We start from the raw sequence: 24,602 nt of genomic DNA, 5'->3' as shown, positions 1-24,602 counted from the left end.
TGACGCCCTCTGAAGAAGACTCTCGCACCGGGTGTTCCGTTCCCGCTCGACGGCACACCCGTGAAATTGCGTGGCAGGGGCCCCCGGGGTCGCACTAGGCTCCTGCGCTTCGGTGTCTTTTGGAGGGGGAGGTTCGTGGGTGCGGGTTCGGGGCGGTTGTACGTGGCCGTCGCGGCGGGTGGATTCCGACGGTACGCGACGTATCGGGCGGCCACCGCCGCCGGGGTGTTCACCAACACCGTCTTCGGATTGATCCTGGTTTATACCTATCTGGCCCTGTGGGACGAGAAGCCGCAGCTCGGCGGGTACGACCAGGCGCAGGCCGTGACGTTCGTGTGGCTGGGGCAGGCGCTGCTGGCCGCGTTGGCGATCGGGGGCGGCGGGTTCGAGGACGAGTTGATGGAGCGCATCCGTACGGGTGATGTCGCCGTCGACCTCTACCGGCCGGCGGATCTCCAGCTGTGGTGGCTGGCGGCGGACGTGGGCCGGGCGCTGTTCCAGCTGCTGGGCCGCGGGGCGGTGCCGTTCGTGTTCGGGTCGCTGTTCTTCCCGGTGGCGCTGCCGCGGGAGGTGTCCGTGTGGGCCGCGTTCCTGGTGACGCTGATGCTGGCGATGCTGGTGGGCTTCGCGTTGCGCTATCTGGTGGCGCTCTCGGCGTTCTGGCTGCTCGACGGGACCGGGGTGACGCAGATGGCGTGGCTGGCGGGGCTGTTCTGTTCCGGGATGCTGCTGCCGCTGAACGTGTTCCCGGGGGTGCTCGGCGAGGTGGTGCGGGCGCTGCCGTGGTCGTCGCTGCTCCAGGCGCCGGCGGATGTGCTCCTTGGGGAGGCGGATCCGCTGGGGACGTATCTGTTCCAGGCGTCGTGGGCGGTGGCGCTGCTGGCGCTGGGCCGGCTGGTGCAGTCGGCGGCGACGCGTCGGGTGGTGGTGCAGGGTGGCTGAGTCGTCCCAGCCGGCCGTGCGGGACCTACGGCGCGGCCGGGCCGTCGAGGGGGTGCGCGCGTACGGGCTGATCGCCGGGATGTGGATCAGGTCGACGATGGCGTACCGGACGTCCTTCGCGCTGACGACGTTCGGGAACTTCGCGATGACCGCGCTGGACTTCGTGGCGATCCTGCTGATGTTCTCCCGGGTCGACGCGCTGGGCGGCTGGTCGCTGCCCGAGGTGGCGTTCCTCTACGGGCTGTCCGGGGTGGCCTTCGGTCTTGCCGACCTGTCGGTGGGTTCGATGGAGCGGCTGGGACGCCGGGTGCGGGACGGCACGCTGGACACGCTGCTGGTGCGTCCGGTGCCGGTGCTGGCGCAGGTGGCGGCGGACCGGTTCGCGTTGCGCCGGCTGGGCCGGGTGACGCAGGGGCTGCTGGTGCTCGGGTACGCGCTGGTGGTCGTCGACGTCGACTGGACGGCGGGGAAGCTGTTGCTGATGCCGGTGATGCTGCTGAGCGGGGCCGGGATCTTCTGCGCGGTGTTCGTCGCGGCGGCGGCGTTCCAGTTCGTGGCGCAGGACGCCTCCGAGGTGGCCAACGCCTTCACGTACGGCGGTACGACGATGTTGCAGTACCCGCCGGCGGTGTTCGCGCTCGACCTGGTGCGGGGGGCGACGTTCGTGGTGCCGTTGGCGTTCGTGAACTGGCTGCCGGCGAGCTATGTGCTGGGGCGGCCGTATCCGCTGGACCTTCCCGGGTGGGTGGCGTTCACGCCGCCGCTCGTGGCCGTGGCCTGCTGTGCGCTGGCGGGGCTGGCCTGGCGGGCGGGCCTGCGTTCGTACCGGAGTACGGGGAGCTGACGGAGATGGCGGAGACGGAACCGGTGGCGGAGACGGAGACGGAGACGGAACCGGAGACGGTGGCGGAGGTGGCGGCGGTGACGGACGCGGAGACGGTGACGCGGGTGGAGGGGGACGCCGCGGCTGCCTTCATCGAGCTGGAGGGCGTCGAGAAGGTCTTCGACGTGCGGAAGAAGACGGGCTTCCTGAAGCGGGAGCGACGGCAGGTGCGGGCGGTGGACGGGCTGTCGTTCACGGTGTCGCGCGGCGAGATGGTCGGCTACATCGGCCCGAACGGCGCCGGGAAGTCGACGACGATCAAGATGCTCACCGGCATCCTGACGCCGAGCGGCGGCCGGCTGCGGGTGGCCGGCATCGATCCGTCCCGGGAGCGGACCCGGCTGGCGCACCGCATGGGGGTGGTCTTCGGGCAGCGCACGACGCTGTGGTGGGACCTGCCGCTGATCGACTCCTACCGGCTGATGCACCGCATGTACCGGATCCCGGACGCCCGTTACCGAGAGAACCTGGACCGCTGTGTCGAACTCCTCCAGCTCCAGGAGCTGCTGGACGTCCCGGTGCGGCAGCTCTCCCTGGGCCAGCGGATGCGCGGCGACATCGCGGCGGCGCTGCTGCACGACCCGGAGGTGCTGTACCTGGACGAGCCGACGATCGGTCTGGACGTGGTGTCGAAGGCCAAGGTGCGGGGGTTCCTGCGCGACTTGAACGCGGAGCGCGGCACGACCGTGCTGCTGACGACCCACGACCTCCAGGACATCGAGCAGCTCTGCTCCCGCGTCATGGTCATCGACCACGGGCGGCTGATGTACGACGGTCCCCTGGACGGTCTGCACGAGGCGGGGGAGAGCGAACGCACCCTGGTGGTGGACCTGGAGCGGGAGTTGCCGCCGATCGAGGCGCCGGAGCCGGCCCGGGTGGTGCGGGTGGAGGGGCCGCGGCAGTGGCTGGCGTTCCCGGCGTCGGCGTCGGCGGCCGGGCTGGTGGCGGGGATCGCGGCCCGGTATCCGCTGGTGGACCTGTCGGTGCGGGAGCCGGACATCGAGTCGGTGATCGCGAAGATGTACGCGGAACGCGCGGGCGCGTAGTGTCCGGCGCGGTGACCTCGTAGGCTGCTGTACATGACCGACGACGCCCCGGAACTCCGCGCATCCGACGCCGACCGTGAACGAGTCGCCGAGGTCCTGCGCGACGCCCTTGCCGAGGGACGTTTGGACATGGCCGAGTTCGAGGAGCGGCTGGACGCCACCTACAGCGCGCGGACGTACGGGGACCTGGCGCCGATCACCCGGGACCTGCCGGTCGGCGGGGCGGGCGCGGCGCCGCGGGTGTCGATGACCAAGGAGCCCGAGCGGGACGAGGGCTGGGCGGGGCGGATCACCGGCGGCGAGGGCTCGTCGACCTGGGCCGTCGCCGTGATGTCCGGCTTCCAGCGCAAGGGGCGCTGGACGGTGCCGAGGCGGTTCAACTGCTTCGCGTTCTGGGGCGGCGGGGAGATCGACCTGCGCGACGCGGACTTCGCGGCGGGCGAGGTCGTGATCAACTGCGTCGCGATCATGGGCGGGATGAACGTGGTGGTGCCGCCGGGCGTCGAGGTGGTCGTGCGCGGCATCGGCTTCATGGGCGGCTTCGACCACAGCGAGGAGGGCGTGCTCGGGGACCCGGGCGCCCCGCGCGTGATCGTGACGGGCTTCGCCTTCTGGGGCGGCGTCGGCGTCGAGCGCAAGGTGACGCGGGCCGAGCGGCAGCGGCTGAAGGAGGAGCGCCGCCAGGAGAAGCTGGAGCGCCGCCAGGAACGGGAGCGGGAGCGTCTGGAGCGCGGCTCGGACCGGGCGGAGCTGGACGCCTCCCGCCACGACCTGCACGACCTGCACGGCGGCAGCCGCGAGCGGGAGCTGGAACGGGAGCGGGAGCGGCGCCGGGACTCCTGAGCGCCGCCCCCCGGGGGGCCGGGACTCCCGAGCGGCGGGCGGGTCGTTCGCTACGCCTCGACCGGTGCCGCGCCCTTGAGGGCGTGCAGGTCGAGGAGCCGGCCCATGCGCGCGTAGCCCTTGTCGCCGGGGTGCAGGTGGTCGCCGCTGTCGTAGTCGGAGCGCATCCGGCGCGGGTCGTAGGGGTCGCGCAGGGCCTTGTCGAAGTCGACAACCGTGTCGAAGACCCGGCCGGAGCGGATCTCCTCGTTGACCTCCTGCCGCATCGCCTCGCGGGCCTTGGTGTAGCCGCCGTAGCCGCCGAACGGCGTGATCGTGGCGCCGACGACCCGCAGGCCCCGGGCGTGCGCGCGGTCGACGAGGGTGCGCAGGCCGGTGAGGACGCCGTCGCGGTCGGCGAGTTCCGGGCTGTTCAGGATGTCGTTGACGCCGAGGACGATGACGACGGCCTTGACGTTGGTGCGTTGCAGCACGTCCCGTTCGAACCGGGTCAGCCCGCTCGGGTTGTCGGCCGGCCGCCCCGGCCTGCTGGTCAGGAGCCGGTTGCCGCTGATGCCCTCGTTGACGACGCTGTAGCGGGGCGTGTCCCGGCCGGCGCCCGCCGCCTCGTGCAGCCGGGCGGCGAGGACGTCGGTCCAGCGGTGGTTGGCGTCGGACTCGGAGCGGGCGCCGTCGGTGATCGAGTCGCCGAACGCCACGACCGTGCCGTCGGCCTCGTGGCTCAGCACGTCGAGAGCGGTCAGGTAGCGCCAGTACGGCGTGGGCGTGGTGTAGGCGACGGCGGCGACGTCCGCCGTGCGGTCGCCGTCGGCGAGGTAGCTGGTCTGCCGGGCCATCGGGTGGTAGGTCACCGGCCCGGACGGAATGGGGGAGTACGTGGTGACCAGGACGTTCGCCCCGTAGGGGATGGCGATGCGGGCGACGTCGCTCATCACCTGGCCGCCCGCCGGGATGATCACCCGGGCGCTGCCGCCGAAGGTGAGCCGGCGCATGGTGTCGGCGATCGCGGCCGCCGTGTCGGGCCCCGCCGCCACGGCGATCGAGGCGTGGGTGACGGTCAGCGGTGCCTGCCCGTACAGGTTGGACAGGGTGATCCGCGCGCTGGTGCCGCCGACCGAGGTGTGCACGACGTTGCGCACGGAGCGGCCCGCCATGCCGGTCGTCTCGGTGCCCGGCTCGGCCGCGGCCGGTGCGGTGGCCCAGGCACCCACCCAGGCACCCGTGGACGCGGGGGCGGCGTCCCCTCGCGGGAGACGGCCTCCGGCCTGCAGCGCGTGGTCCCTGGTGCCGTCGTCCGCGGACGCTCCGGCGTATATGGCCGCGGAGATCGCCACTATCAGGGTGACGATCGCCGCGAGCAGGGCACGGTGCTTGGTGGGGGGCGCCCCCGCACCCCCGTCACGACCCCGGGTCATGCTGTGCTGTTCTCCTCGGGCGAGGGGAGCCCCGAGGCTCCGGTCCGATGACCCCATGATGCGTCATGGGCGGAGGAAAGGCCGCAGAAGCCGCGGGCGTTCCCCCTCCCGGACAGACGCCGGGAACTTGTGTTCCGTTCCGGGAGTCGGTCAGGAAGGGACAATGTGTGAGGGACGTATCAGCGAACGGTGGAGCGGATGGAACGCACGAAAGCGGAACTTCCTGAAGGCGCGGGGGGTACGGGTGGTTCCGGGGGTGCCGGGGAGGTCGGGGAGGCCGCGGGGACGCACACCGGAGGTGCGGGTGCGGGTGCGGGTGCGGTCCGCGACCGCGCGATGACGTCGTTCAGCCCCGCCGACGAGGAGAAGCGCCGCGGCGTGCGCCGGATGAAGCTCACCGCCACCGGCCTGCTGCTCTTCGTCGCCCTGGTCTACGTCCTGGCCGAGTGGGCCTCCCACCGCGGCGCGGGCGCCTGGGCGGGCTATGTGTCGGCCGCCGCCGAGGCCGGCATGGTCGGCGCGCTCGCCGACTGGTTCGCGGTCACCGCCCTCTTCCGCCACCCGCTCGGCATCCCCATCCCGCACACCGCGATCATCCCGAAGAAGAAGGACCAGCTGGGCGTCTCGCTGGGCGAGTTCGTCGGGGAGAACTTCCTCTCCGAGGCCGTCGTGCGCCAGCGGCTGCGCGCCGTCGGCATCGGCAGCCGCCTCGGCGCCTGGCTCGCCGTGCCCGAACACGCCGACCGGGTGACGGCCGAGCTGTCCGCCGCCCTGCGCGGCGCCCTGACCGTGCTGCGCGACTCCGACGTCCAGGCCGTGGTCGGCGAGGCGATCACGCGCCGTGCCGACGCCCAGGAGATCGCCCCCGGCATCGGCAAGATGCTGGACCGGGTCGTCTCCGACGGCGGCCACAAGCGCGCCGTCGACCTGATCGTCTCCCGCGCCCACGACTGGCTGATCCTGCACGGCGACTCGGTGATGGACGCCGTACAGGGCGGGGCACCGGGATGGACCCCCCGGTTCGTCGACCGCAGGATCGGCGACCGGGTCTACAAGGAGCTGCTGCGCTTCGTCACCGAGATGCGCGACATGCCCGCCCACCCCGCGCGCGGCGCCCTCGACCGCTTCCTCACCGACTTCGCCGCCGACCTCCAGTCCGACACGGAGACCCGCGCGCGGGTGGAGCGGCTGAAGACCGAGGTGCTGGGCCGCGGGGAGGTCCAGGACCTGATCGCGTCCGCCTGGACGGCCGTACGGTCCATGATCGTCTCGGCGGCCGAGGACGAGCGCAGCGAACTGCGGCTCAGGGTGCGTGCCTCGCTGCTGTCCCTGGGCGCCCGGATGGCCTCCGACGCCAAGGTGCAGGCCAAGGTCGACGGCTGGGTGGAGGGCGCCGCGGTGTACGTGGTGACCACCTACCGCAGGGAGATCACCTCGCTGATCACCGACACGGTGGCGGGCTGGGACGCCGAGCACACCACGAAGAAGATCGAGGCGAACATCGGCCGCGACCTCCAGTTCATCCGCATCAACGGCACGGTGGTCGGCTCGCTGGCCGGGCTGCTGATCTACACGGTCTCCCGCATCCTGGGGGCGTAGCCTCCCGGCGCGGCGGGCGTGTTCTCTCCGGCGTCGGGCACACGTGAGGCGTTCGCTCGACGGAGAGGGAGCCATGACAGCACAAGCGTCGTCGTCGGGCTCGGTGCCCGCCTCCACCGGGACCGTCACCACGGCCGTCCCGGCCCGCCTGGACCAGCTGCCGTGGTCGCGCTGGCACTGGATGATCGTGATCGGCCTGGGCACCGTCTGGATCCTCGACGGCCTGGAAGTCACGATCGTCGGCAACGTCGCCGGACGCATCGCCGAGGACGGCAGCGGCCTGGACATCAGCTCCGCGCAGATCACCGGCCTGGCCGCCGCCCTCTACGTGGCGGGAGCCTGCTCCGGCGCCCTGTTCTTCGGCTGGCTGACCGACCGGCACGGCCGCAAGAAGCTGTTCATGATCACCCTGGTGGTCTATCTGGCGGCCACCGCGCTGACCGCGGTCTCCTTCGAGTCCTGGTGGTTCTTCCTCTTCCGCTTCCTCACCGGCTTCGGCATCGGCGGCGAGTACGCGGCGATCAACTCCGCGATCGACGAGCTGATCCCGTCCCACTACCGGGGCCGGGTCGACCTCATCATCAACGGCAGCTACTGGCTCGGGGCGATCGGCGGCGCCCTGCTGTCCATCGTCATGCTGGACACCGACATCTTCGCCAAGGACGTCGGCTGGCGGCTCAGCTTCGCCCTCGGTGTCGTCCTGGGCCTGGTGGTGCTGCTGGTGCGTCGGCACGTCCCGGAGAGCCCACGCTGGCAGTTCATCCACGGCCAGGGCGAGAAGGCGGACGCACTCGTCTCCTCCGTCGAACGGGGGATCGAGCGGGAGAAGGGTGAGAAGCTGCCGCCGCCGGCCGGCGAGATCACCATCCACCAGCGCAAGTCCATCGGCTTCGGCCTGATCGCCAGGACCGTCTTCCGCCGCTACCCGCGCCGCGCGGTCCTCGGTCTGTCCCTCTTCATCGGCCAGGCCTTCCTCTACAACGCGATCACCTTCGGCTTCGGCGCCATCCTCATCACCTTCTTCGACGTGCCGACCGGCAGCACCGGTTACTACTTCGCCGTCATCGCCGCGGGCAACTTCTGCGGCCCGCTGCTCCTCGGCCACCTCTTCGACACCGTCGGCCGCCGGATCATGATCTCCAGCACCTATCTGCTCTCCGGCATCCTGCTCTTCGGCACGGCCTGGCTCTTCGACCGGGGCTCGCTCACGGCGACGACCATGACGGCCTGCTGGTGCGTGGTGCTGTTCTTCGCCTCGGCGGGCGCCTCCAGCGCGTACCTGACGGTCTCCGAGATCTTCCCGATGGAGACCCGCGCCATGGCCATCGCCTTCTTCTACGCCCTCGGCACCGCCGCCGGCGGCATCAGCGGCCCGCTGCTCTTCGCCGACCTGACCGAGTCCGGCGTGGTCGGCGACACGGTCCTGGCCTTCCAGATCGGCGCCGGCCTGATGTGCGCGGCCGGCCTGGTCGCTGCGTTCCTCGCGGTGAAGGCGGAACGCCGCTCGCTGGAGGACATCGCGGAGCCGCTGTCGACGGCCGCGCCGGAGTCGCCGGGAACGGCGGGCTCCGGCGCGAAGACCGCGTAGCGTCGCACACGCCGAACCGACCCGACCGGCACGGACGCCAGACGTCGAGGAGCCACGATGAGCATCCGCAGGATCGTCCCCAACATCCATGTCGAGGCCGAGGGCCAGTGGAACACGAGCCGTGAGTTCTACGGCCTCCTCGGCTTCGAGGAGGTCATGGACATGGGCTGGGTGACGACCCTGGCCTCCCCGTCCAACCCCACCGCCCAGATCAGCCTCTTCACCGAGGAGCGCACGGCGCCCGTCGTCCCCGACCTGAGCGTGGAGGTCGAGGACGTCGACGCGGTCTACGCCCAGGTGGTCGCGTCGGGCGCCGAGATCGTCCGGGAGCCGAAGGACGAGGAGTGGGGCGTACGGCGCTTCTTCGTACGGGACCCCAACGGGCGGGTGATCAACGTACTCACCCACCACGCCTGACCGGCACCACCGCGCTCAGGAGCGCCGGTCGGCGACCGCCCACGAGGCCAGGGCCACGGCTCCGGCGACACCGAGCACGGCGGGCCAGGCGCCCACCTTCTTGGCCAGCGGGTGCGACCCGGCGAAACCGGCGACGTACGCCGCCGTCAGCGCACCCGCGGCCCTCCCGCCGGCCCGGGCCCGCCACTGCCGCGCGGCGGCGGCCCCGGCGACGGCGAGCACGGCCCCGCCGAGCTGCCGCTTCTTCGTCCAGCGGGCCACGCCGTACCCGCCCACCAGGCCGCCCGCGGCGACCACCGCGCTGGGAACCCTCGCCATGTCTGCCTCCTGCCCCGCCGGACCGGTTCCGGCGTACCGACTTGTCAGGGACCGAGGCTAGGGCCTGCCCGGCGGATCACGTCGCAGACGCGGGATCCGGCACGCACGCCCCCACTGCCCGAAGGGCGTGGGAGGTGCCCCCAGCGGCGTTGTCGTCGGCTGCCGACGCTCCGCGTCGACGGGTCGCCGCGTCTTTCCGGCGACCCGATCCGCCGGACAGGTCCTGATCCGCGCCCCTTTCGGCCGAACACCGTGCCCTGATCGCGACACTTGCGGGTATCCGCCGCGTTGGGGGAGACGAGCACCCGGAGGAGACCGATGACCACGCAGCGCCCCCGCACCTACGGCCCGCCCCGCCCCCGGACGGTCACGGTGGACGGCGCCCGCGTCGCCTGCTGGGAATCGGGTCCACCCGACGCCGAACCCGTGGTCCTCCTGCACGGCTACCCCGCCGACCACCACTGCTGGCGCCACCAGGTCCCGGCCCTGTCGGTCCGGCACCGGGTCATCACGCCGGACCTGCTCGGCTGGGGCGCGTCCGACCGCCCCCGCCACCTGTCCTTCGACTACGACACGGAGGTCGCCCGGGTCGGCCGGCTCCTCGACGCACTCGACCTGGACTCGGTGAACCTGGTCGGCCACGACTACGGCGGCTTCCTCTCGCTCGGCTTCACCCGGAACCACCCGGGCCGGGTGCGCAGGCTGGCGCTCCTCAACACCCGTGCGCACGACACCTTCACCCGCCGCTGGTACGCCGTGTTCAGCCTGCTCGGCCTCGCCGGACGCAGCCCCCTGCTCCGCCGCCCGGCGCGGCACCTGCCGTACGCCGCCCTCCACCGCCGTTCCTTCGCGCCGCTCGTGCGCGCCGGCCACCTCGACGCCCACGTCCTGGACGGCTACGTCGACTGGATGGCCGAGCCCGAGGGCCGCCGCTGGCTGCTCCACTACTTCGGCGAGTACCGCACCCCGGCCCGCGCCGAGCTGCGCCGGGCTCTGCCCGGCATCACCTGCCCGACGGCGGTCGTCTGGGGCCGCGCGGACCCGTACCTGAGCCAGGCGATCGCGACCGAGCTGGCCGGGTCCGTGCCCCGCGCCGAGCTGACGATGCTGGACGACGCGGGCCACTGGGTGATGGACGAACGCCCGGCGGCCGTGACGCGGGCGCTGGGCCGACTCCTGGAACGCACTACTCCGAACGGGTGAGACGCAGGTCACAAGTGGGTCCTGGTGCGGCCTGTCACACCGCGCGGCCGGCGTCCGTCGTAGCTGTGTACGACCAACCAAGGCAACGACGGAGGAGTCCACCATGGAAGCGCGTCTCAACCTGTTCACCAACCCGCTCGCCGGCAAGCTGCTGCGGCACATCAACTCCGCGGGCAAGGCCGTGACCGACTCGGCGCTGCCGGCCGCGACCCAGGAACTGGTCAAGATCCGCGCCAGCCAGATCAACGGCTGCGGCGCCTGCCTCGACATGCACACCAAGGACGCCGCGAAGGCGGGGGAGACCTCGCTGCGCCTCAACCTGATCGCCGCCTGGCGGGAGGCCAAGGTGTTCACCGACGCGGAGCGCGCCGCCCTCGAACTGACCGAGCAGGGCACCCGCCTCGCCGACGCCTCCGGCGGCGTCACCGACGAGGCCTGGGCCAACGCGGCGAAGCACTACGACGAGGAGCAGCTCACCGCCCTGGTCGGGCTGATCGCCGTCATCAACACCTACAACCGCCTGAACGTCATCACCCAGCAGCCGGCCGGCGACTACGAGCCGGGGATGTTCGGCTGAAGCCGGCACCCCTCAGCCGCAGTCCCGGCCGCCCGGTCCCGTCGCCCGCCGCTCAGCCGGCGTGCAGCAGGACCGGGAGCCGCTGGTGGCCGTTGCTGATCAGGGAGGGCACGGGCGGCAGCTCCTCGGCCGGATCGGCGAGGCGGATGTCCGGGAAGCGGCCGAAGAGAGTCTCCAGCGCGAGGGTCACCTCCATGCGGGCCAGCGGCGCGCCCAGACAGAAGTGGACGCCGTGGCCGAAGGCCAGGTGCTCCTTGACCGTGCGGGTCGCGTCGAAGGTGTCGGCGTCCTCGTGCCAGTCCGGATGGCGGTTGGCGGCGGCGTACGAGGCGAGGATCGGCTCCCCGCGGGCGATGGTCCGCCCGTCCGGCAGGGCGATGTCCGTGACCGCGTACCGCAGCGGCAGATGCTTGACCGCCGGTTCGTGGCGCAGCGTCTCCTCCACCACGTCCGCCCAGGTGACCTCGCCCTTGCGGACCAGCGCGAGCTGGTCGGGCCGGGTCAGCAGGGTGTGCACCGCCTGGTCGATGACGTTGACGGTGGTCTCGTAGCCGGCGCTGATCATCAGCAGCAGGGTGTCGCGCAGCTCGTCGGGGGAGAGACGGGCGCCGTCCTCGTCGTCGCGCGCGGCGATGAGCAGGGACGTCGTGTCGTCGCCCGGGGCGGCGGACTTGGTCGCGATGAGCTGGTCCAGGACCTCGTACAGGCGCGCGGTGTTGGCCTGCGCCTCGGCCTGGTCCAGGGTGGTGTCGAAGACGCCGTCCACGACGGCCCGGAAGTCCGGCCGCTGCTCCTCGGGCACGCCCATGAGGTGACCGATCACCGCTATGGGCAGCGGGTAGGCCAGCTCCTGGCGCAGGTCGGCCGGCTGACCTGCGGGCAGCTCCGCGAGCCCGTCGACGAGACCGGTCACCATCGCCTCGACGGCCGGCCGCATCGCGTCGACGCGACGGGCGCTGAAGGCGGGCGCCACCAGCCGGCGCAGCTTGCGGTGATTGGGCCCGTACGCGGTGAACATGTTCTCCACCGCCACCCACAGGGCCAGCGGCCAGGTGCCGACGACCTCTCCGAAGGCGGGCCAGTGCGCCCGGGCGTCCTTGGAGACGTCGGGGCTGGTGAGCAGCTGCTTGAGGAGGACGGGGTCGCTGACCGACCAGGCCTGGACCCCGAGGACGTCCACCCAGGTGGCCGGGCCGCCCTCCCGCAGGGTGCGGTGCTCGGCGTGGTGGTCGGCGCCGGTGGGGTCGAGGACGAGGGCGGGCTGCTGGGTCGCCATGACCTGGCTCCTTAGTGTGCGGCGGGCTGTGCGGCGGGGAAGGTGACGGGCAGGGATTCGAGGGCGCGGTGGAACGGGCCGGGGCGCCACGCCAGTTCGGCGGCGGGACGGGCGAGGTCCGTCTCGGGCAGCGCGTCCAGGAGGTGGGTGACCGCGGTCTCGGCGATGAGGTAGGCGTGCGAGCGGGCCGGGCAGGTGTGCGGGCCGGTGCTCCAGGCCAGGTGGGCGCGGTTGCCGCCGTGCTGTCCCTGGGGCACGCCCTCCGTGAGGGCGGGGTCGTTGTTCGCGGCCGCCATCGAGATCACGACCGGCTGGTCGGCCGGCAGCAGCACGCCCTCCACGTCGACGGGGTACGGCGGATAGGAGATGCAGTAGTTCGCCATCGGCGGGTCGGTGTAGAGGACGGCGTCGAGCGCGTCGCGCACCGTGGAGAGCCCGGCGTGCAGGTCCGCGGAGAACGCCTCGTCGGTGAGGATCTTCAGGATCGTGTTGCTGATCAGGTTGGTCATGGGTTCGATCCCGGCGCCGTAGAGCGTGACGAGCTGATGGCTCATCTCCTCGTCGGTCAGCCCGACGGGGTGGAGGGTCAGCCGGGAGGTGATGTCGTCACCGGGGTGGGTCCGGCGCAGGGTCACGAGGTCGGACACGGCCTGCGCGAGGATCAGGTTGCCCTGGTCGGCGTTGGTGGTGTCGAAGATCTTCGCCATGCCGTCGGCGATGCGCTGCCCGATCTCGTCCGGGCAGCCGAGCAGCGCGCTCAGCACGCGGAAGGCGATGGGGAAGGAGTACTGGGTGAGCAGGTCGGCCGAGCCGACGCCGCGGAATCCGTCGATGGCGTCGGAGGCGACCTGTTCGACGAGGGCGCGCAGCCCGTGCTGGTCCACATGGTCGATGGCGTGGGTGTTCGCGGACCGGTAGCGGGCGTGCTCGGCGCCGCCCGAGCGCAGCGCGTTGGGCCGCCACTCCATCATCGGCCGCACCGGGCAGGTTGCCGGGATCAGCTTCTCCCACGCGCGGGGGTCGGCCGGGAAGTGCAGCGGGTCGTTCAGGATGCGGCGGGCCTGGTAGTAGCCGATCACCAGGGTCGCGGGGACGCCGGGCGCCAGGTCGACGGGGACGAGCGGACCGTGGGTGCGGCGCATGCTCCGGTAGGCGGCGTGCGGGTCGGCGGCGAACTCCGGCGCGTACAGGGCGATCCGGGCCGGACCGCTCGGCGGCGCGGTCTCGGTGGAGGGCAACGTCATCGGCGGGACTCCAGGAGGGCGGCTGAACGGTGCTCGGAGAGGTACTCGGTGAGCGTGATCAGGGCGTGCAGGGAGGAGGTGCGGTCGCGGGCGTCGCAGTACGTCAGCGGCGTGGCCGGTTCCAGGGCCAGCGCCTCGCGCAGCTCGGCCTCGGGGTAACCCGGGGACCCGGGAAAGGTGTTGATGGCGACGGCGTACGGAATGCCCGCGCCGTCCAGCAGACCGAGGGCGTCGTGGGAGGCGTCGAGGTCGCGGGTGTCGGCCAGGACGAGGCAGCCGAGGGCGCCCTCGGCCAGGTCCTCCCACAGCGGCTGGAAACGGGACTGCCCCGGCAGCCCGAACAGGTACAGCGCGAGCCGTCCGCCGGCCATGTGGATGCGGCCGAAGTCCATCGCCACGGTGGTCGTCGTCTTGTGCGGGGTGCCGCGCAGATCGTCCACACCGGCGCTGGCCTGCGTGATCGGCTCCTCCATGCGCAGCGGCCGTACCTCGGAGACGCTGCCGATCAGCGTCGTCTTGCCGACGCCGAAGCCGCCCGCGACCACGATCTTGGCGGACCGGGTCACCGTGGCGGGGACGTAGGTGACGGCCCCGTCGGCCCGGTCGGCCCCGTCGGCCCGGTCGGGCCGGTGGGCTCCGTCGGGCCGGTGGGCTCCGTCGGACCGGTCGGCCCGGTCGGGCCGGTGGGCTCCGTCGGACCGGTCGGTCCGGTCAGACCATGGAGCGAAGTCCACGGAGTACCTCCTGCAGCAGGTCGAAGTCGGGCTGGTCGTCGATCGCGGCGACCGGGCTGGAGAGGTGGCCGGAGTCCATCAGCGAGGAGACGAGGATGCGCACCGTGGAGGGCGGCAGCTCCAGCGCGGCGGCGATGTCGGCGACGGCCAGGCCGCCGTCCGCGCCGGCGAACAGCCGCATCACCCGGCGGGCGTCCGGGCCGAGGGTGTCCGTGGGGCCGGTCGCGGCGATGACCACGCTCTCCAGGCGCACGTCCTCGCGCGCGCGGATCCGGCCCCCGGTGCGGACGTAGGGCCGGACCATGTCGGGATCGCGCCGCGGCCCGCTCATACCGGTGAGCCGCCGTCCGCGACCGGCACCCGCTCCTCCGTGGCCAGCTCGTGTCCCACCCGGGTGGCGAGCCGCACCATGTGGTGGGAGATCAGCCCGACGTCGGCGTCGGGGCCGGTCGTGCACACCGACAGCATGGTGTTCTTGGCGGCGGTCGTGGTCAGGCCGATGCAGCCGACCGACTCGATCAGCAGCTGCCGCATCCCCGCGCCGCCGGTGAACTCGTCCCAGGCCTTGCCTGCCGCGCGCAGCGCCGCCGTCAGCGCGGCGAACTTCTCCCCGTCGTCCTGGCCGATCGTCTGCGTGCGCGCCTTCAGCAGTCCGTCGCTGCTCATCAGCACGGCGTACCGGACGCCTTCGACGCTGCCGAGTTCCTGGTCCAGCAGCCAGCCCAGGCTGTTGGTGTGTGTGTCTTGCACGATCAGTGTCCTTCGTCGTCAGCGGCGTCGTGGGGGGTGGTGCGGGCGGCGGTGTGGGTGGCGTTGTGGGGCGCGGTGCCGGCGGAGGCCGGCGAGGGCTGCTCCCCGTCCCGGCCGCGGCGGGTCCCCGCCGCCCAGGCGGCGGCGACGGCGGGACGGCCGGGCTCGGTGTCGTCGGGGGCGGCCGGGCGCCGCGCGGGGGTGGGCGCGGTGGAGCGCCGGCGGACGGTCAGGCCGCTGGCGGTGGTGGTCGAGGGGGTGGCGGTGCCCACGGCGGCAGGGGTGGTGGCAGGGTCGGTTACGGCCGCTGCGGTGGGGGCTCCGGCGGGGGATGCCGCCGCACGCGGAGCGGCGGGCTCGGGGACGGGCTCGGCACCGGGCTGCCCGCCGGGCGTGGGGCTTGCGGCGGGCGCGGCGGCCGTCGCAGACGCGGCCACGGTGGCATCGGGCGCGACGGGAGACCCGGCCACGGCCGGGGCCGCCGGGCCCACCGGAGCCGCCTGGGTCGGCTGGGCCGCAGGGACCGCAGCGGCCGCAGGGACCGCAGCGGCCACCGGGACGGCCGGTGCCGTCTGGGCGGCAGTCCGCGGTACCGGCTGGGCCGCCGCGGGGTCGACGATCAGGTTCTTCGGCAGGACGACCATGGCCCGGGTCCCCTGGTAGATGTTGGGCGCGGTCAGCTCGACGCGGAAGCCGTAGTTCTCCGCCAGCAGGGAGGCGACGCGCAGCCCGGTCTGGGGGTGGGCGCCCAGGCGCGTGATGTCGTCGCGCTGTTCGCCGGACATCACGTCGCTGGCCCACAGCAGCCGCTCGTCGTCCATGCGCAGTCCGGCGTCGTCCACGATCAGGAAGCACGCGTGGTGCCCCTGCTCCAGCGAGACGTGGACACTGGCGGCGGGCGGCGAGTAGCGCAGCGCGTTGTCCAGCAGTACGGCGAGCGCGTGCACCACCGCCTCCACGGCGCGGCCCTCGACCACCACGGACCCCATCTCGGGGTGCTTGATCCGCTCGTACCCCTCGATCCGGCCCATGGCCGCGCGCACGATGTCGGTCAACGTGGTGGCGGGCCAGCGCCGGGACAGCTTGTCCCCGGCGAGCACGGAGTACCCCGACGCGGTGAGCAGCATCTGCTGCGTGAGATGGTCGATCTCGACGAGCGTCGCGTACGCCTCGTCCGAGATGTGCCGCCGTACGCCCTGGCTGACGGCACGGCCCAGCCGCGCCGACCGGGCCACGACGTTGTTGGCGAAGCCGCGTACGGCGGCCCGGGCCACGCCGACGGACTCGCGGCGGGCCTGGGCGATCTGCCGTTCGGTGTCCTGCCGTACCTGCTCGGCGGCGTGGGCCGCGGCGCGTTCGGCGGCCGCCCGCTCCTCGGCACGTACGTCGCCCACCGCCGAGGCCACCGCGCCGGGCACGGCACGCAGCCGCTCGGCGAGCGGTGTCCCGTCGAGCTGCGCCGGCACGAGCAGACCTCCCTGGGGGCCCGCGCCGCCGGGACCGCCCTTCGCCGCCGCCGGGATCACGGTGGCCGCGAGGTGTCCCACGCACTGCTCCGCCGCGACGAGTTGCAGGGTCAGCCGGTCGGCGTGCTCGCGCAGCTGCTCACCCCGGCGCCGGGCCTGGTCGGCCTTGCGCCGGAAGTACCACGCGGCCCCGACTCCGGCCACCGCCAGCACGGCGGTGGCGGTCACTATCAGTTCAGTCATCAGGTCCTCACGGATCGGAAGCCGTCGGTGTGGGCGAGGTGGCCGAGGCGGGCCGGCGCGCAGGGGCGGGGCGTCGGCCGGCCCGATGACGACCGGGCTCTCAGCAGGCCGGAGCGGACCCGTGTCTCCCACGGTCACCCCGTGCCGCGGAGTCGGCAGCGACGCGGACGACGGCGAAGGCGCACGACATGGATCTCCCGGGAACACGCGAGGGCCGGTACGAGGGCCGGTACGAGCAGGGGGTGCCGATGACGCGGACTCGAGACGGAGCGGGACCGCGCGTCCCGAGGCGCCTCGAACTCCCGTATCCGCGACCGGCGTTCGGCATACGGAAGGGGACCATACCGCTTGTGCTCACGTTGTGCTGATGCACGGTGCCGGACTCGTGATCACGGCCTGGAAGCGTCGGGGCTTTGGCGCGAAAAATGCACCCATGACGGCCGAACCCCTATGGCTGAAAAGGGAGTTGGCCCGTCAGACGGAGTCCTGGTAACGGCTCAGCCGGTGTCGGAGAGGCGCTTCAGCCACTCGCCCAGCAGCCGCTGCTCCGCCTCGCTGAGCACCGTCTGCTCGGGGAGGGTGGCGCGCAGCGCGCGGGCGGCGCCCTGCGGGCCGGTGTCCCGCACGGCCGGGCGCTCGTGGGTGACCGCGGCGACCATGGACTCGCGCAGGGTGGCGAACAGGGCCGGGTCGCGCCGGTCCTCGGGCAGGGACAGCCAGGTGAGCACCGCGCCGCGCGCCGTGGCGTGGATGATCTGGGCCGCCAGCTCCTGGTCCACGCGGAGCCATCCGCCGGCGGCGAGCCGATGCATACGGGCCATCAGGATCTGCATGCCGGCCTTGAAGGCGGCCGAACCCGTCCGCGCCGGTTCGGTGTACATCAGCGTGTACAGCGCGGGATTGGCCAGACCGAACTCCACCGCCAGGTCCCAGCCGTCCCGCAGGTCCTCGATGGGGTCCGGCGGGTCGGGGTCGATGTGCTTGGCGGCGAGGAAGCTCGCGAAGCCGTGCTCGGCGACCGCGTCGAGCAGCCCGTCCTTGTCGCCGAACAGCCGGTAGATGGCAGGTGGTTGCAGCCCCGCCGCCTCGGCGACCGCCCGGGTGGTGACGGCGTCGCGGCCGCCGCGCGTCAGCAGGCCGATGGCGGCCTCGATGACCCGCTGCCGGGTCTGGTCGGAACGAGAGGACATGGGGCCAACGATACCGCCTTGGTGTTGCCACCGTGATTATCGCTGTTACTGTGGAAATGATTCCGCTGGAACCAGCGGAGCCTGAACACTGGAGTGCGTCATGATCATCGTTACCGGAGCCACCGGACAGCTGGGCCGTCGGATCGTCGAGCACCTGCTCGCCCGCGTGCCGACGGAACAGGTCGGCGTCAGCGTCCGCGACCCGGGCCATCCGCAGGCGCGGACCTTCGCCGACCAGGGGGTGCGGGTGCGCAGGGGCGACTTCGCGGACGCCGAGAGCCTCGCCCACGCCTTCGAGGGCGCCTCCCAGGTCCTCCTCGTCTCCGTGGACAAACTGGGCGAGGAGTGCGTCAAGCAGCACCGCACCGCGATCGAGGCGGCCGTCACGGCGGGCGCCCGCCGCATCCTCTACACCAGCCAGATGGGCGCCGGCGCGGCCTCCCACTTCCAGGCCTGCCGCGACCACGCCGCCACCGAGGAGATCCTGCGCGGCTGCGGAGTCCCCTTCACCTCACTGCGCAACGGCTTCTACGCCGCCAGCGCGACGCGCTTCCTGGACCACGCCCTGGAGACCGGTGCGATACGGCTCCCCGCGGACGGCCCGGTCGCCTGGACCACGCACGGCGACCTCGCGGAGGCCACCGCCGCCGTACTGGCCGACGAGGGCCGCTTCGAGGGCCCGACCCCGCCCCTCACCGCCTCGCGAGCGCTGACTTTCGACGACATCGCGGCCCTGGCGTCCGAGGTGACGGGCCGGGAGTTCACGCGGAGCACCGCGCCCGAGGCCGGCTTCCGCGACCAGCTGCTGGCCCAGGGCGTCCCCGAGCAGTACGCCGACCAGCTCCTCGGCATCTTCGCCGCCGCCCGCGCCGGCGAGTTCGCCACGACCGACCCGACGCTGGCCGCGCTGCTGGACCGGGAGCCCGTCGGAATGCGGGAGGTCCTGGGCGAGGCGCTGCGGGAGGTGCCGGGCGGGCCGTCGTCCGCGGGCTGATTCGTTCAGGGGGCGGGAGCGGGGCTGTCATCGCCGTTCCCGCCCCCCCTTCGCCCCCCTCGCCCCTCCGCTCAATTCCGTTCCGTTCCGTCAGGATCCGGAGCTCAGCTGGTCCGTGATCTCCTTGATCCAGTCGGCCTTCTTCGCCGGGTCCATCAGGCTCGCCTCCCACGTCGCCTGATCCATCCCGTGCTTCTCGGGACCGGCATTGATCACTACCAGCAGGTCCATGGCGGAGCGGCGCAGTTCCGGCTGGGTGTCGGGACGCGAGAGCATGCCGTAGAGCTTCTTCGCCGCCAGCTGGCGCTTGTACGCCGAGATCTTCGTCCACACCTTCATGGCATGCTTCAGCGATTCCCAGGTGGGCAGGGCCTCCGGTACGTCCTCGCCGTGCGGCGTGTAGCGCTCGGGGTGGTGCACCTCCTGGAAACGCCCGTAGCCCGATCGGGCTCCCTTGTAGGCGGCGACGCTGACGACGAGGCCCGCCCCCACCGCGGCGGTGATCCAACCCGCCGGGTTGGACGCCAGGCCCACGGTGGCGACGATGGCCACGGTCGCTATGCCGCCCGCGCCCTTCAGGCCCTCGCCCACGCCGCCGCCCACCGACTCCTTGATGCCCTTGGAGACCTGCTTCCGCCTCGCGAACTTCTTGGTCTCGTTCACGGTCTTCGCGTCGTCCTTGGCGGCGAGGTAGGCGAGCTTGGCCTGGGCCTCGCGAAGCGCCGCCGCCTCGTAGGCGGTCGCGGCGGCGTCGAGCGCCTCGTCCCACCCCTCCCGCGGGTGGCCCTCGTCCCTCTCCGCCTGCAGCGCCAGGACCGCGTTGTGCGCCTCTACGGCGCGCGGCTCCTCGGCCTCCCACGCGGTCTTCAGACTGTTGATCGTTCCGGCGTGGGCGGCTTCGGCGTTCGGGAGCTTCCCCAGGTCACGGTACTTGCGGATCGCTCCACTGGTCTTGAAGACGGCACGCACGCTCTTCGCCACACCGGCGACGGCGCCGAGGACACCGCTCGCCTCGGTCGCGGCCACGGTGCTCGCCACCCCCTGGACCTTGAGCGTCTCCTTGGCCATGGTGCCCACGTTGGCGCCCGTACTGAGGACGCTCACGCCCGCGTCGCCCGCCTTGACCTTGGCCTTCCTCCGCGCGTTGTGGAACCCGGCTCCCGTCCTCTTGCTCAGGGCCGTCTTCAGGTTCCGGAACGAGTCCGCGACGCTTGCCCCCAGAGCGAGGAGCTCCGCGCCGGTGCTCAGCGACGCGCCGGCGACCCCCGCGGCGGCGGCGTCGTGCTTCAGGACGTCGGCGCCCGACCCGCCGCCGGTGTCCGTCTTCGGGGCGTTGGCGGCCGTCTCGATGGCCTCCTGGCCGAGGCCCGCGGCGGTGGGTGCCTGGACGCCCTTGCCCAGGGCGTCCGCGGGATCGAGGATCCTCTTCCCTTGATCCGCGTTCTCGGCGACCGCCTTCAGGCGATCAGTCCTGACCTCCGCCTTGGTTTCGGCGGCGGCCCGTTCGGCGGCGGCCGTGCGTGCTTCGTCCCTGGCCGTGTCGAGGTGCGTCTGGAAGTCGGGGTCGACTCCCATGTCCTGGGTGCCGGACACCGAGCCGCGCCGGGTGAGGGCGGCGGGGTCGGGCCGGGTGTCGGACTCGGAGCCGCGCCGGGTGCGCGCCGACGGGGTGAAGCGGGCCGCGATCGCGGCGAGGCGTGCCTCCTCCGCGGCGGCGCGTTCGGCGGCGCGGCGTGCCTCCTCCGCCGCGGCACGTGCTTCGGCGAGGCGTGCTTCCTCTTCGGCGGCGCGGCGTGCCTCGTCCCTGGCCGTGTCGACGTGTTCCCGGAAGCGCGGGTCGACCTCCATGCCCTGCGTGCCGGAGTCGGAACCGCGCCGGGTGAGGGCGGCGGGGTCGGGCCGGGTGCCGAGGTCGGAGCCGCGGCGGGTGCGGCCCGACGGGGTGAAGCGGGCCGCGATCGCGGCGCGGCGCGCCTCCTCCGCGACACGCTCGGCGGCGGCGCGTGCCTCTTCCCGGGCCGTGTCGAGTTCTTCCTGGAAGCGGGTGTCGACTGCCATGCCCTGGGTGCCGGACATCGAACCGCGCCGGGTGGGGGCGGCCGGTTCGGGCCGGGTGCCGAGGTCGGAGCCGCGCCGGGTGCGGCCCGACGGGGTGAAGCGGGCCGCGATCGCGGCGAGGCGCGCCTCCTCCGCGGCGGCGCGTTCGGCGGCGGCGCGTGCTTCCTCGGCGGCGGTGCGTGCCTCTTCCCGGGCCGTGTCGAGTTCTTCCTGGAAGCGGCTGTCGACTGCCATGCCCTGGGTGCCGGACACCGAGCCGCGCCGGGTGGCGGCGGCCGGGCCGGGCCGGGTGTCGGATTCGGAGCCCCGCCGGGTGCGGCCCGACGGGGTGAAGCCGGCCGCCGTGGTGCCCTCGGGCGGCGCGACGCGTTCCGGAGTGCTGGTGGTGCCCCGGACTTCGGGGACGGAGGCGGGCTGCCGGGTGCCGGATCCCGTGTCGAGCGGGGCGCGGTCGGCCAGGTCGCCGGGGGCCGAGCCGCCCCGGGCGCGACCGGCCGGGGCGCGTCGGGCGCCGGGCTCCGAGCCGGGCCGGGTGGTGTCGGTTCCCGGGGGCCGCTCCAGGGTCCTGCCCCTGGCGCGTTGCACCGTGGCGGCCGCCGCCTGGTTGCCGGCACTGGACTGGAGCCCGAGGAAGGCCTGCTCCGCCGAGGTCCCCGACCCGGACGAACTCCCGGTCCGTCCTTCCTCCCGACGCTGCCGGGCCGCTGCCAGGGCGGCTGCGGAGGGCCGTTCGGAGGTGCGGTGGACAGGGGTGCTCATGGACGTACCTCTCCTGCTGCCGGACCGGGCCACGCGAAGGTAGCCAGGTACGGCGAACAACAGGGGTGCGGCAGGCGAACACCGTACGGACGCGTGCGGAACCCGCCAGGATCGCGCAGCGTCCGTCCCGTCGGCCCACCCGGGCACCGTGCTCAGCGGCACCCGGACCCGAGGGACGGGCGGGCGGTCCCCTCGCGCCCGCGCCTCACGCCGTCAGCCGAGGGCGTAAGCCAGGAGAGCGGCCTCGAACACCACCAGCCCGATCAGATCGCCTCGCTTCCACAGCGGCTTGCGGGAAGCGATGACGGTCTCCACCCGGCCGGGCGCCGCCGGGTCGTAGCGAACCCTGACCGTGTCACCGGTCCGCGTCCCCGCGGGGACTTCGCCCTCGTTGGCGGAGCAGGTCATCTTGCGCCCGTCCTCCGTCCGGAAGCCGAGGAGGAACGTGGGCCCGCCGCCCTGCACCCGCCACTCGCGGTCGTAGCAGTGCGCGTCCACCTCCACGCCACGGATCCGCACCAGCAGGCGCTTGCGAAATATCCAGACGAACGCGACGACACCGAGCAAGGCGGGTATGAGGAGCAGGCGATCGGAGTTCACTTCGGCCCTTCTGGAGGTCAGCGCGGATCCGAAAGATACCGGGAGGCGGTGCGGGCGCAAGACCGCTGCCGGGAACGGACTTGAGACCCCCTCAGCGGACCGGCACCGGCGCGGCCGACGGCTGCCACTCCCGCCGGATCAGCCCGTACACCCAGGAGTCGGAGACCTCGCTGTCGACGACGCAGTCCTCCCGCAACGTCCCCTCGCGCACGAACCCGACCTTCTCCAGCACCCGGGCGGACGCCGCGTTGCGCGTGTCCGCCTCGGCCTGCACCCGGTTCAGGTCCAGCGTGTCGAAGCCCCACCGCAGCAGGGCGTGCGCGGCCTCCGTCGCGTAGCCGCGGCCCCACATCGCCTCGTCGAGGCAGTAACCAAGCGACGCGCTGCGGCAGACCGGGTTCCACTCGACCAGGCAGCACCAGCCGACGAAGGCGCCGTCGGAGGCCCGGTCGACGGCCACCCGCACACCGGTGCCCTCCTCCGCCATCGTGCGGCACATCTCGACGAAGCGCCCGGCGCGGGACCGCTCGGTCCACGGCGGGGAGTCCCAGTAGCGCATCACGTGGGTGCTGCTGTGCATGGCGTAGAGGAAGTCCGCGTCGGCCTCGGCGACGGGCCGCAGCCGCAGGCGACCGGTGTCCAGGGTGGGGGTGGCCAGAGTCATGGTCGCCATCCTGCGTCCTCGTGGGGCGCGCGGGACAGCGAATATCCGACGACGGCAGCGATGGCCCCACGACGGCGTCGATGGTCCGACGACGGCAGCGATGGCCCCACGACGGCGTCGATGGTCCGACGACGGCGTCGTTGAAACGCCCGGCGGGGCGTCACGGCATCAGGCCGTCGGGTCCCAGAGCCCACCGGCCTCGCCGCGCGCGAGATGCTCGGCGTAGACGCCGACCTTCCAGGCGATGACGGACCGGCACTCCTCCAGCGCCCTGATCTGTGCGTCGACGCGCCGCTGATGGGTGTCGAGCAGCCGAAGCCGTTCCGCCTCGTTTCCCGGCCCCTGGCGCACCAGTTCGGCGAACTGCTTGAGGTCGGCCAGCGGCATGCCGGATTCGCGGAGCTTGACGCAGATCAGCAGCCAGTCGACGTCGAAGGAGCTGTACCGCCGCCTGCCGCCCGACGTGCGCCGGACCGGCCCGACGAGCAGACTCTCGCGCTCGTAGAAGCGCAGGGCGTGCACGCTCAGTCCGGTCCGGTCGGCGACCTCGCCGATGCTCAGAGACTGCCCGGCCGCTTCGGTGCTGGTCACGCCGCTCACCCCTGGACTTGATCTAGACCTCGCTCTAGATCGTAGCGTCGGCGGCATGACCACCACCGAACAGCAGCCGCTCAACTCGCCCTTCTCCGCCGCCAGCACCGCCGAGGACGTCATGGGCGGCCACGACCTCTCCGGCCTGACCGCCGTGGTGACCGGGGGCTACTCCGGGCTCGGCCTCGAGACCACCCGGGCCCTGACGGCCGCCGGGGCCCGGGTCGTCGTTCCCGCCCGCCGCCCCGAAGTCGCCCGAGCCGCCCTGCGGGACGTGAAGGGCAGCGAGGTCGTCCCCATGGATCTGACCGACCTCGACAGCGTCCGTTCGACCGCCGCGCACCTCGGCGACCGCATCGACCGGATCGACTTCCTGATGGCCGTCGCCGGGGTCATGGCCACCCCGGAGCGGCGCGTCGGTCCCGGATGGGAGTTCCAGCTCACCGCCAACCACTTCGGGCACTTCACGCTCGCCTGCGAGCTCTACCCGCTCCTGGCCGCCGCCGACGGTGCGCGTGTCGTGGCGTACAGCTCCGCCGGGCACGCCATGACCGACATCCGCCGGCACGACCCGCACTTCCGCACCGGCTACGACAGGTGGCTGGCCTACGGCCAGGCCAAGACCGCCAACGCCCTGTTCGCCGTGCACCTCGACGCCCTCGGCAAGGGCGACGGCATCCGGGCCTTCGCCCTCCACCCCGGCAAGATCATCACCGGCCTCCAGCGGGAGATGCCGCTCCAGGAACAGATCGACGCCGGCTGGGTGGACGAGCACCGCAACGTCGTCGCCACCGACTTCAAGACCGCCTCCCAGGGTGCCGCCACCGGCCTGTGGGCCGCCACCTCCCCACTCCTCGACGGCCGGGGCGGCCTCTACCTGGCGGACTGCGACGTCGCCCGCGTCTTCGCCCCGGACCTCCCCATGGACGACAACGGCGTACGCGCGTACGCCGTCGACCCCGACAACGCGGCCCGCCTCTGGGACCTGTCCCTCACCGCGACGGGCGCGACGCCGACGGCCCGGTGACCTCGCGGGCTTCGACGCGGACCCGCCGCCGTTCCTGCCCGCGCCGAGCGCGCGGTCACCCTGAGGAAGACCCCTGTACTTCCTGGAGGTTGACCCGACGGCCGCCCGGGCTGGAAGTCGTCCAGCCACACCACGATCCCCGTCAGTCCCGACAGCACCGCCGCCGTCCCCGCCC

At 72.9% G+C, this 24,602-nt stretch carries 24 protein-coding genes; 11 read left to right on the top strand and 13 right to left on the bottom strand.

Features of this window, described 5'->3' with window-relative positions; all coding sequences use genetic code 11:
* Positions 1-135: 135 nt before the first annotated feature.
* From C4J65_RS11605 to C4J65_RS11590, 4 genes are read left to right on the top strand one after another with little or no spacing between them, the layout of a single operon-like run.
* A complete protein-coding gene (locus C4J65_RS11605; protein ID WP_115742352.1) occupies positions 136-942 on the top strand; it encodes an ABC-2 family transporter protein in 807 nt (268 codons plus the stop codon).
* Positions 935-1,786, top strand: a complete 852-nt coding sequence (locus C4J65_RS11600; RefSeq protein WP_115742351.1) for an ABC transporter permease — start codon at positions 935-937, stop codon at positions 1,784-1,786. The genes C4J65_RS11605 and C4J65_RS11600 overlap by 8 nt, the downstream gene beginning before the upstream one ends.
* Before the next feature lie 5 nt (positions 1,787-1,791).
* On the top strand, positions 1,792-2,871 hold the full coding sequence (locus C4J65_RS11595) for an ATP-binding cassette domain-containing protein (protein WP_240330406.1): 1,080 nt from the start codon (positions 1,792-1,794) through the stop codon (positions 2,869-2,871).
* A 33-nt stretch (positions 2,872-2,904) separates the two neighbouring features.
* Positions 2,905-3,714 carry a DUF1707 domain-containing protein gene (locus tag C4J65_RS11590; protein ID WP_115742350.1) on the top strand — a complete coding sequence of 270 codons (810 nt, stop codon included), beginning with the start codon at positions 2,905-2,907 and terminating at the stop codon, positions 3,712-3,714.
* A 50-nt stretch (positions 3,715-3,764) separates the two neighbouring features.
* On the opposite strand, the gene C4J65_RS11585 is transcribed toward C4J65_RS11590, so the two are convergent.
* Positions 3,765-5,129 (bottom strand): SGNH/GDSL hydrolase family protein, encoded by a 1,365-nt coding sequence (locus tag C4J65_RS11585; RefSeq protein ID WP_115742349.1) that lies wholly within the window; start codon positions 5,127-5,129, stop codon positions 3,765-3,767.
* A gap of 198 nt (positions 5,130-5,327) precedes the next feature.
* Here C4J65_RS11585 and C4J65_RS11580 point away from each other — a divergent pair, with 198 nt between their 5' ends.
* From C4J65_RS11580 to C4J65_RS11570, 3 genes are all read left to right on the top strand, one after another.
* Complete coding sequence (locus tag C4J65_RS11580; protein ID WP_115746401.1) at positions 5,328-6,728, top strand: DUF445 domain-containing protein; 1,401 nt, start codon at positions 5,328-5,330, stop codon at positions 6,726-6,728.
* Positions 6,729-6,801: 73 nt separating this feature from the next.
* On the top strand, positions 6,802-8,316 hold the full coding sequence (locus tag C4J65_RS11575) for an MFS transporter (protein WP_115742348.1): 1,515 nt from the start codon (positions 6,802-6,804) through the stop codon (positions 8,314-8,316).
* A 57-nt stretch (positions 8,317-8,373) separates the two neighbouring features.
* The gene (locus tag C4J65_RS11570) at positions 8,374-8,733 is read left to right on the top strand and encodes a VOC family protein (protein WP_115742347.1); all 360 of its coding nucleotides are present in this window, start codon (positions 8,374-8,376) and stop codon (positions 8,731-8,733) included.
* 15 nt (positions 8,734-8,748) lie between these two features.
* Here C4J65_RS11570 and C4J65_RS11565 read toward each other — a convergent pair whose 3' ends face one another.
* A complete protein-coding gene (locus tag C4J65_RS11565) occupies positions 8,749-9,051 on the bottom strand; it encodes a hypothetical protein (RefSeq protein WP_115742346.1) in 303 nt (100 codons plus the stop codon).
* Positions 9,052-9,369: 318 nt separating this feature from the next.
* Between C4J65_RS11565 and C4J65_RS11560 the strand changes: the two genes are divergently transcribed.
* Positions 9,370-10,254, top strand: a complete 885-nt coding sequence (locus C4J65_RS11560) for an alpha/beta fold hydrolase (RefSeq protein WP_115742345.1) — start codon at positions 9,370-9,372, stop codon at positions 10,252-10,254.
* A 103-nt stretch (positions 10,255-10,357) separates the two neighbouring features.
* Entirely contained in the window at positions 10,358-10,831 is a 474-nt protein-coding gene (locus tag C4J65_RS11555) for a carboxymuconolactone decarboxylase family protein (RefSeq protein ID WP_115742344.1), read from the top strand.
* Positions 10,832-10,883: 52 nt separating this feature from the next.
* On the opposite strand, the gene C4J65_RS11550 is transcribed toward C4J65_RS11555, so the two are convergent.
* The 7 genes from C4J65_RS11550 to C4J65_RS11520 all read right to left on the bottom strand — a co-directional run bounded on the left by C4J65_RS11550 (position 10,884) and on the right by C4J65_RS11520 (position 17,734).
* Positions 10,884-12,107 (bottom strand): cytochrome P450, encoded by a 1,224-nt coding sequence (locus C4J65_RS11550; protein ID WP_115742343.1) that lies wholly within the window; start codon positions 12,105-12,107, stop codon positions 10,884-10,886.
* Between the two features lie 11 nt (positions 12,108-12,118).
* Positions 12,119-13,351 (bottom strand): cytochrome P450, encoded by a 1,233-nt coding sequence (locus tag C4J65_RS11545; protein WP_115742342.1) that lies wholly within the window; start codon positions 13,349-13,351, stop codon positions 12,119-12,121.
* Entirely contained in the window at positions 13,348-13,917 is a 570-nt protein-coding gene (locus C4J65_RS11540; RefSeq protein WP_162833562.1) for an ATP/GTP-binding protein, read from the bottom strand. Before C4J65_RS11540 ends, C4J65_RS11545 begins: the two co-directional genes overlap by 4 nt.
* A gap of 145 nt (positions 13,918-14,062) precedes the next feature.
* Positions 14,063-14,416 (bottom strand): DUF742 domain-containing protein, encoded by a 354-nt coding sequence (locus C4J65_RS11535; RefSeq protein ID WP_115742341.1) that lies wholly within the window; start codon positions 14,414-14,416, stop codon positions 14,063-14,065.
* Positions 14,413-14,835 (bottom strand): roadblock/LC7 domain-containing protein, encoded by a 423-nt coding sequence (locus tag C4J65_RS11530; RefSeq protein WP_087809118.1) that lies wholly within the window; start codon positions 14,833-14,835, stop codon positions 14,413-14,415. The genes C4J65_RS11535 and C4J65_RS11530 overlap by 4 nt, the downstream gene beginning before the upstream one ends.
* A gap of 2 nt (positions 14,836-14,837) precedes the next feature.
* A complete protein-coding gene (locus tag C4J65_RS37040) occupies positions 14,838-16,544 on the bottom strand; it encodes an ATP-binding protein (RefSeq protein WP_115742340.1) in 1,707 nt (568 codons plus the stop codon).
* A 497-nt stretch (positions 16,545-17,041) separates the two neighbouring features.
* Positions 17,042-17,734 (bottom strand): TetR/AcrR family transcriptional regulator, encoded by a 693-nt coding sequence (locus C4J65_RS11520; RefSeq protein WP_115742339.1) that lies wholly within the window; start codon positions 17,732-17,734, stop codon positions 17,042-17,044.
* Positions 17,735-17,834: 100 nt separating this feature from the next.
* On the opposite strand from C4J65_RS11520, the gene C4J65_RS11515 reads away from it, so the two are divergent.
* A complete protein-coding gene (locus C4J65_RS11515) occupies positions 17,835-18,728 on the top strand; it encodes an SDR family oxidoreductase (RefSeq protein ID WP_115742338.1) in 894 nt (297 codons plus the stop codon).
* A 90-nt stretch (positions 18,729-18,818) separates the two neighbouring features.
* On the opposite strand, the gene C4J65_RS37035 is transcribed toward C4J65_RS11515, so the two are convergent.
* The 4 genes from C4J65_RS37035 to C4J65_RS11495 form a co-directional block, all read right to left on the bottom strand.
* On the bottom strand, positions 18,819-21,545 hold the full coding sequence (locus C4J65_RS37035) for a hypothetical protein (protein ID WP_115742337.1): 2,727 nt from the start codon (positions 21,543-21,545) through the stop codon (positions 18,819-18,821).
* 213 nt (positions 21,546-21,758) lie between these two features.
* Positions 21,759-22,145, bottom strand: a complete 387-nt coding sequence (locus C4J65_RS11505; protein WP_115742336.1) for a DUF3592 domain-containing protein — start codon at positions 22,143-22,145, stop codon at positions 21,759-21,761.
* A gap of 91 nt (positions 22,146-22,236) precedes the next feature.
* Positions 22,237-22,809, bottom strand: a complete 573-nt coding sequence (locus tag C4J65_RS11500) for a GNAT family protein (RefSeq protein WP_162833561.1) — start codon at positions 22,807-22,809, stop codon at positions 22,237-22,239.
* A 168-nt stretch (positions 22,810-22,977) separates the two neighbouring features.
* Entirely contained in the window at positions 22,978-23,400 is a 423-nt protein-coding gene (locus C4J65_RS11495; RefSeq protein ID WP_205350988.1) for a MerR family transcriptional regulator, read from the bottom strand.
* 55 nt (positions 23,401-23,455) lie between these two features.
* Between C4J65_RS11495 and C4J65_RS11490 the strand changes: the two genes are divergently transcribed.
* Positions 23,456-24,427, top strand: a complete 972-nt coding sequence (locus C4J65_RS11490) for an SDR family NAD(P)-dependent oxidoreductase (RefSeq protein ID WP_115742333.1) — start codon at positions 23,456-23,458, stop codon at positions 24,425-24,427.
* Positions 24,428-24,602 lie beyond the last annotated feature (175 nt).

It is taken from the genome of Streptomyces sp. CB09001 (assembly GCF_003369795.1).
Taxonomy (GTDB): Bacteria; Actinomycetota; Actinomycetes; order Streptomycetales; family Streptomycetaceae; genus Streptomyces.
Note: the sequence above shows the minus strand (reverse complement) of the source record. Positions and strands in the feature narration are given on the sequence as shown.

Excerpts from the sequence above, each read along its gene's own strand:
- C4J65_RS11590 (WP_115742350.1), top strand. The coding sequence starts at position 2,905 with ATGACCGACGACGCCCCGGAACTCCGCGCATCCGACGCCGACCGTGAA.
- C4J65_RS11585 (WP_115742349.1), bottom strand. The coding sequence starts at position 5,129 with ATGACCCGGGGTCGTGACGGGGGTGCGGGGGCGCCCCCCACCAAGCAC.
- C4J65_RS11550 (WP_115742343.1), bottom strand. The coding sequence starts at position 12,107 with ATGGCGACCCAGCAGCCCGCCCTCGTCCTCGACCCCACCGGCGCCGAC.
- C4J65_RS11570 (WP_115742347.1), top strand. The coding sequence starts at position 8,374 with ATGAGCATCCGCAGGATCGTCCCCAACATCCATGTCGAGGCCGAGGGC.
- C4J65_RS11580 (WP_115746401.1), top strand. The coding sequence starts at position 5,328 with ATGGAACGCACGAAAGCGGAACTTCCTGAAGGCGCGGGGGGTACGGGT.
- C4J65_RS11565 (WP_115742346.1), bottom strand. The coding sequence starts at position 9,051 with ATGGCGAGGGTTCCCAGCGCGGTGGTCGCCGCGGGCGGCCTGGTGGGC.
- C4J65_RS37035 (WP_115742337.1), bottom strand. The coding sequence starts at position 21,545 with ATGAGCACCCCTGTCCACCGCACCTCCGAACGGCCCTCCGCAGCCGCC.
- C4J65_RS11515 (WP_115742338.1), top strand. The coding sequence starts at position 17,835 with ATGATCATCGTTACCGGAGCCACCGGACAGCTGGGCCGTCGGATCGTC.
- C4J65_RS11535 (WP_115742341.1), bottom strand. The coding sequence starts at position 14,416 with ATGAGCGGGCCGCGGCGCGATCCCGACATGGTCCGGCCCTACGTCCGC.
- C4J65_RS11520 (WP_115742339.1), bottom strand. The coding sequence starts at position 17,734 with ATGTCCTCTCGTTCCGACCAGACCCGGCAGCGGGTCATCGAGGCCGCC.
- C4J65_RS37040 (WP_115742340.1), bottom strand. The coding sequence starts at position 16,544 with ATGACTGAACTGATAGTGACCGCCACCGCCGTGCTGGCGGTGGCCGGA.
- C4J65_RS11500 (WP_162833561.1), bottom strand. The coding sequence starts at position 22,809 with ATGACTCTGGCCACCCCCACCCTGGACACCGGTCGCCTGCGGCTGCGG.
- C4J65_RS11575 (WP_115742348.1), top strand. The coding sequence starts at position 6,802 with ATGACAGCACAAGCGTCGTCGTCGGGCTCGGTGCCCGCCTCCACCGGG.
- C4J65_RS11545 (WP_115742342.1), bottom strand. The coding sequence starts at position 13,351 with ATGACGTTGCCCTCCACCGAGACCGCGCCGCCGAGCGGTCCGGCCCGG.
- C4J65_RS11555 (WP_115742344.1), top strand. The coding sequence starts at position 10,358 with ATGGAAGCGCGTCTCAACCTGTTCACCAACCCGCTCGCCGGCAAGCTG.
- C4J65_RS11560 (WP_115742345.1), top strand. The coding sequence starts at position 9,370 with ATGACCACGCAGCGCCCCCGCACCTACGGCCCGCCCCGCCCCCGGACG.
- C4J65_RS11595 (WP_240330406.1), top strand. The coding sequence starts at position 1,792 with ATGGCGGAGACGGAACCGGTGGCGGAGACGGAGACGGAGACGGAACCG.
- C4J65_RS11490 (WP_115742333.1), top strand. The coding sequence starts at position 23,456 with ATGACCACCACCGAACAGCAGCCGCTCAACTCGCCCTTCTCCGCCGCC.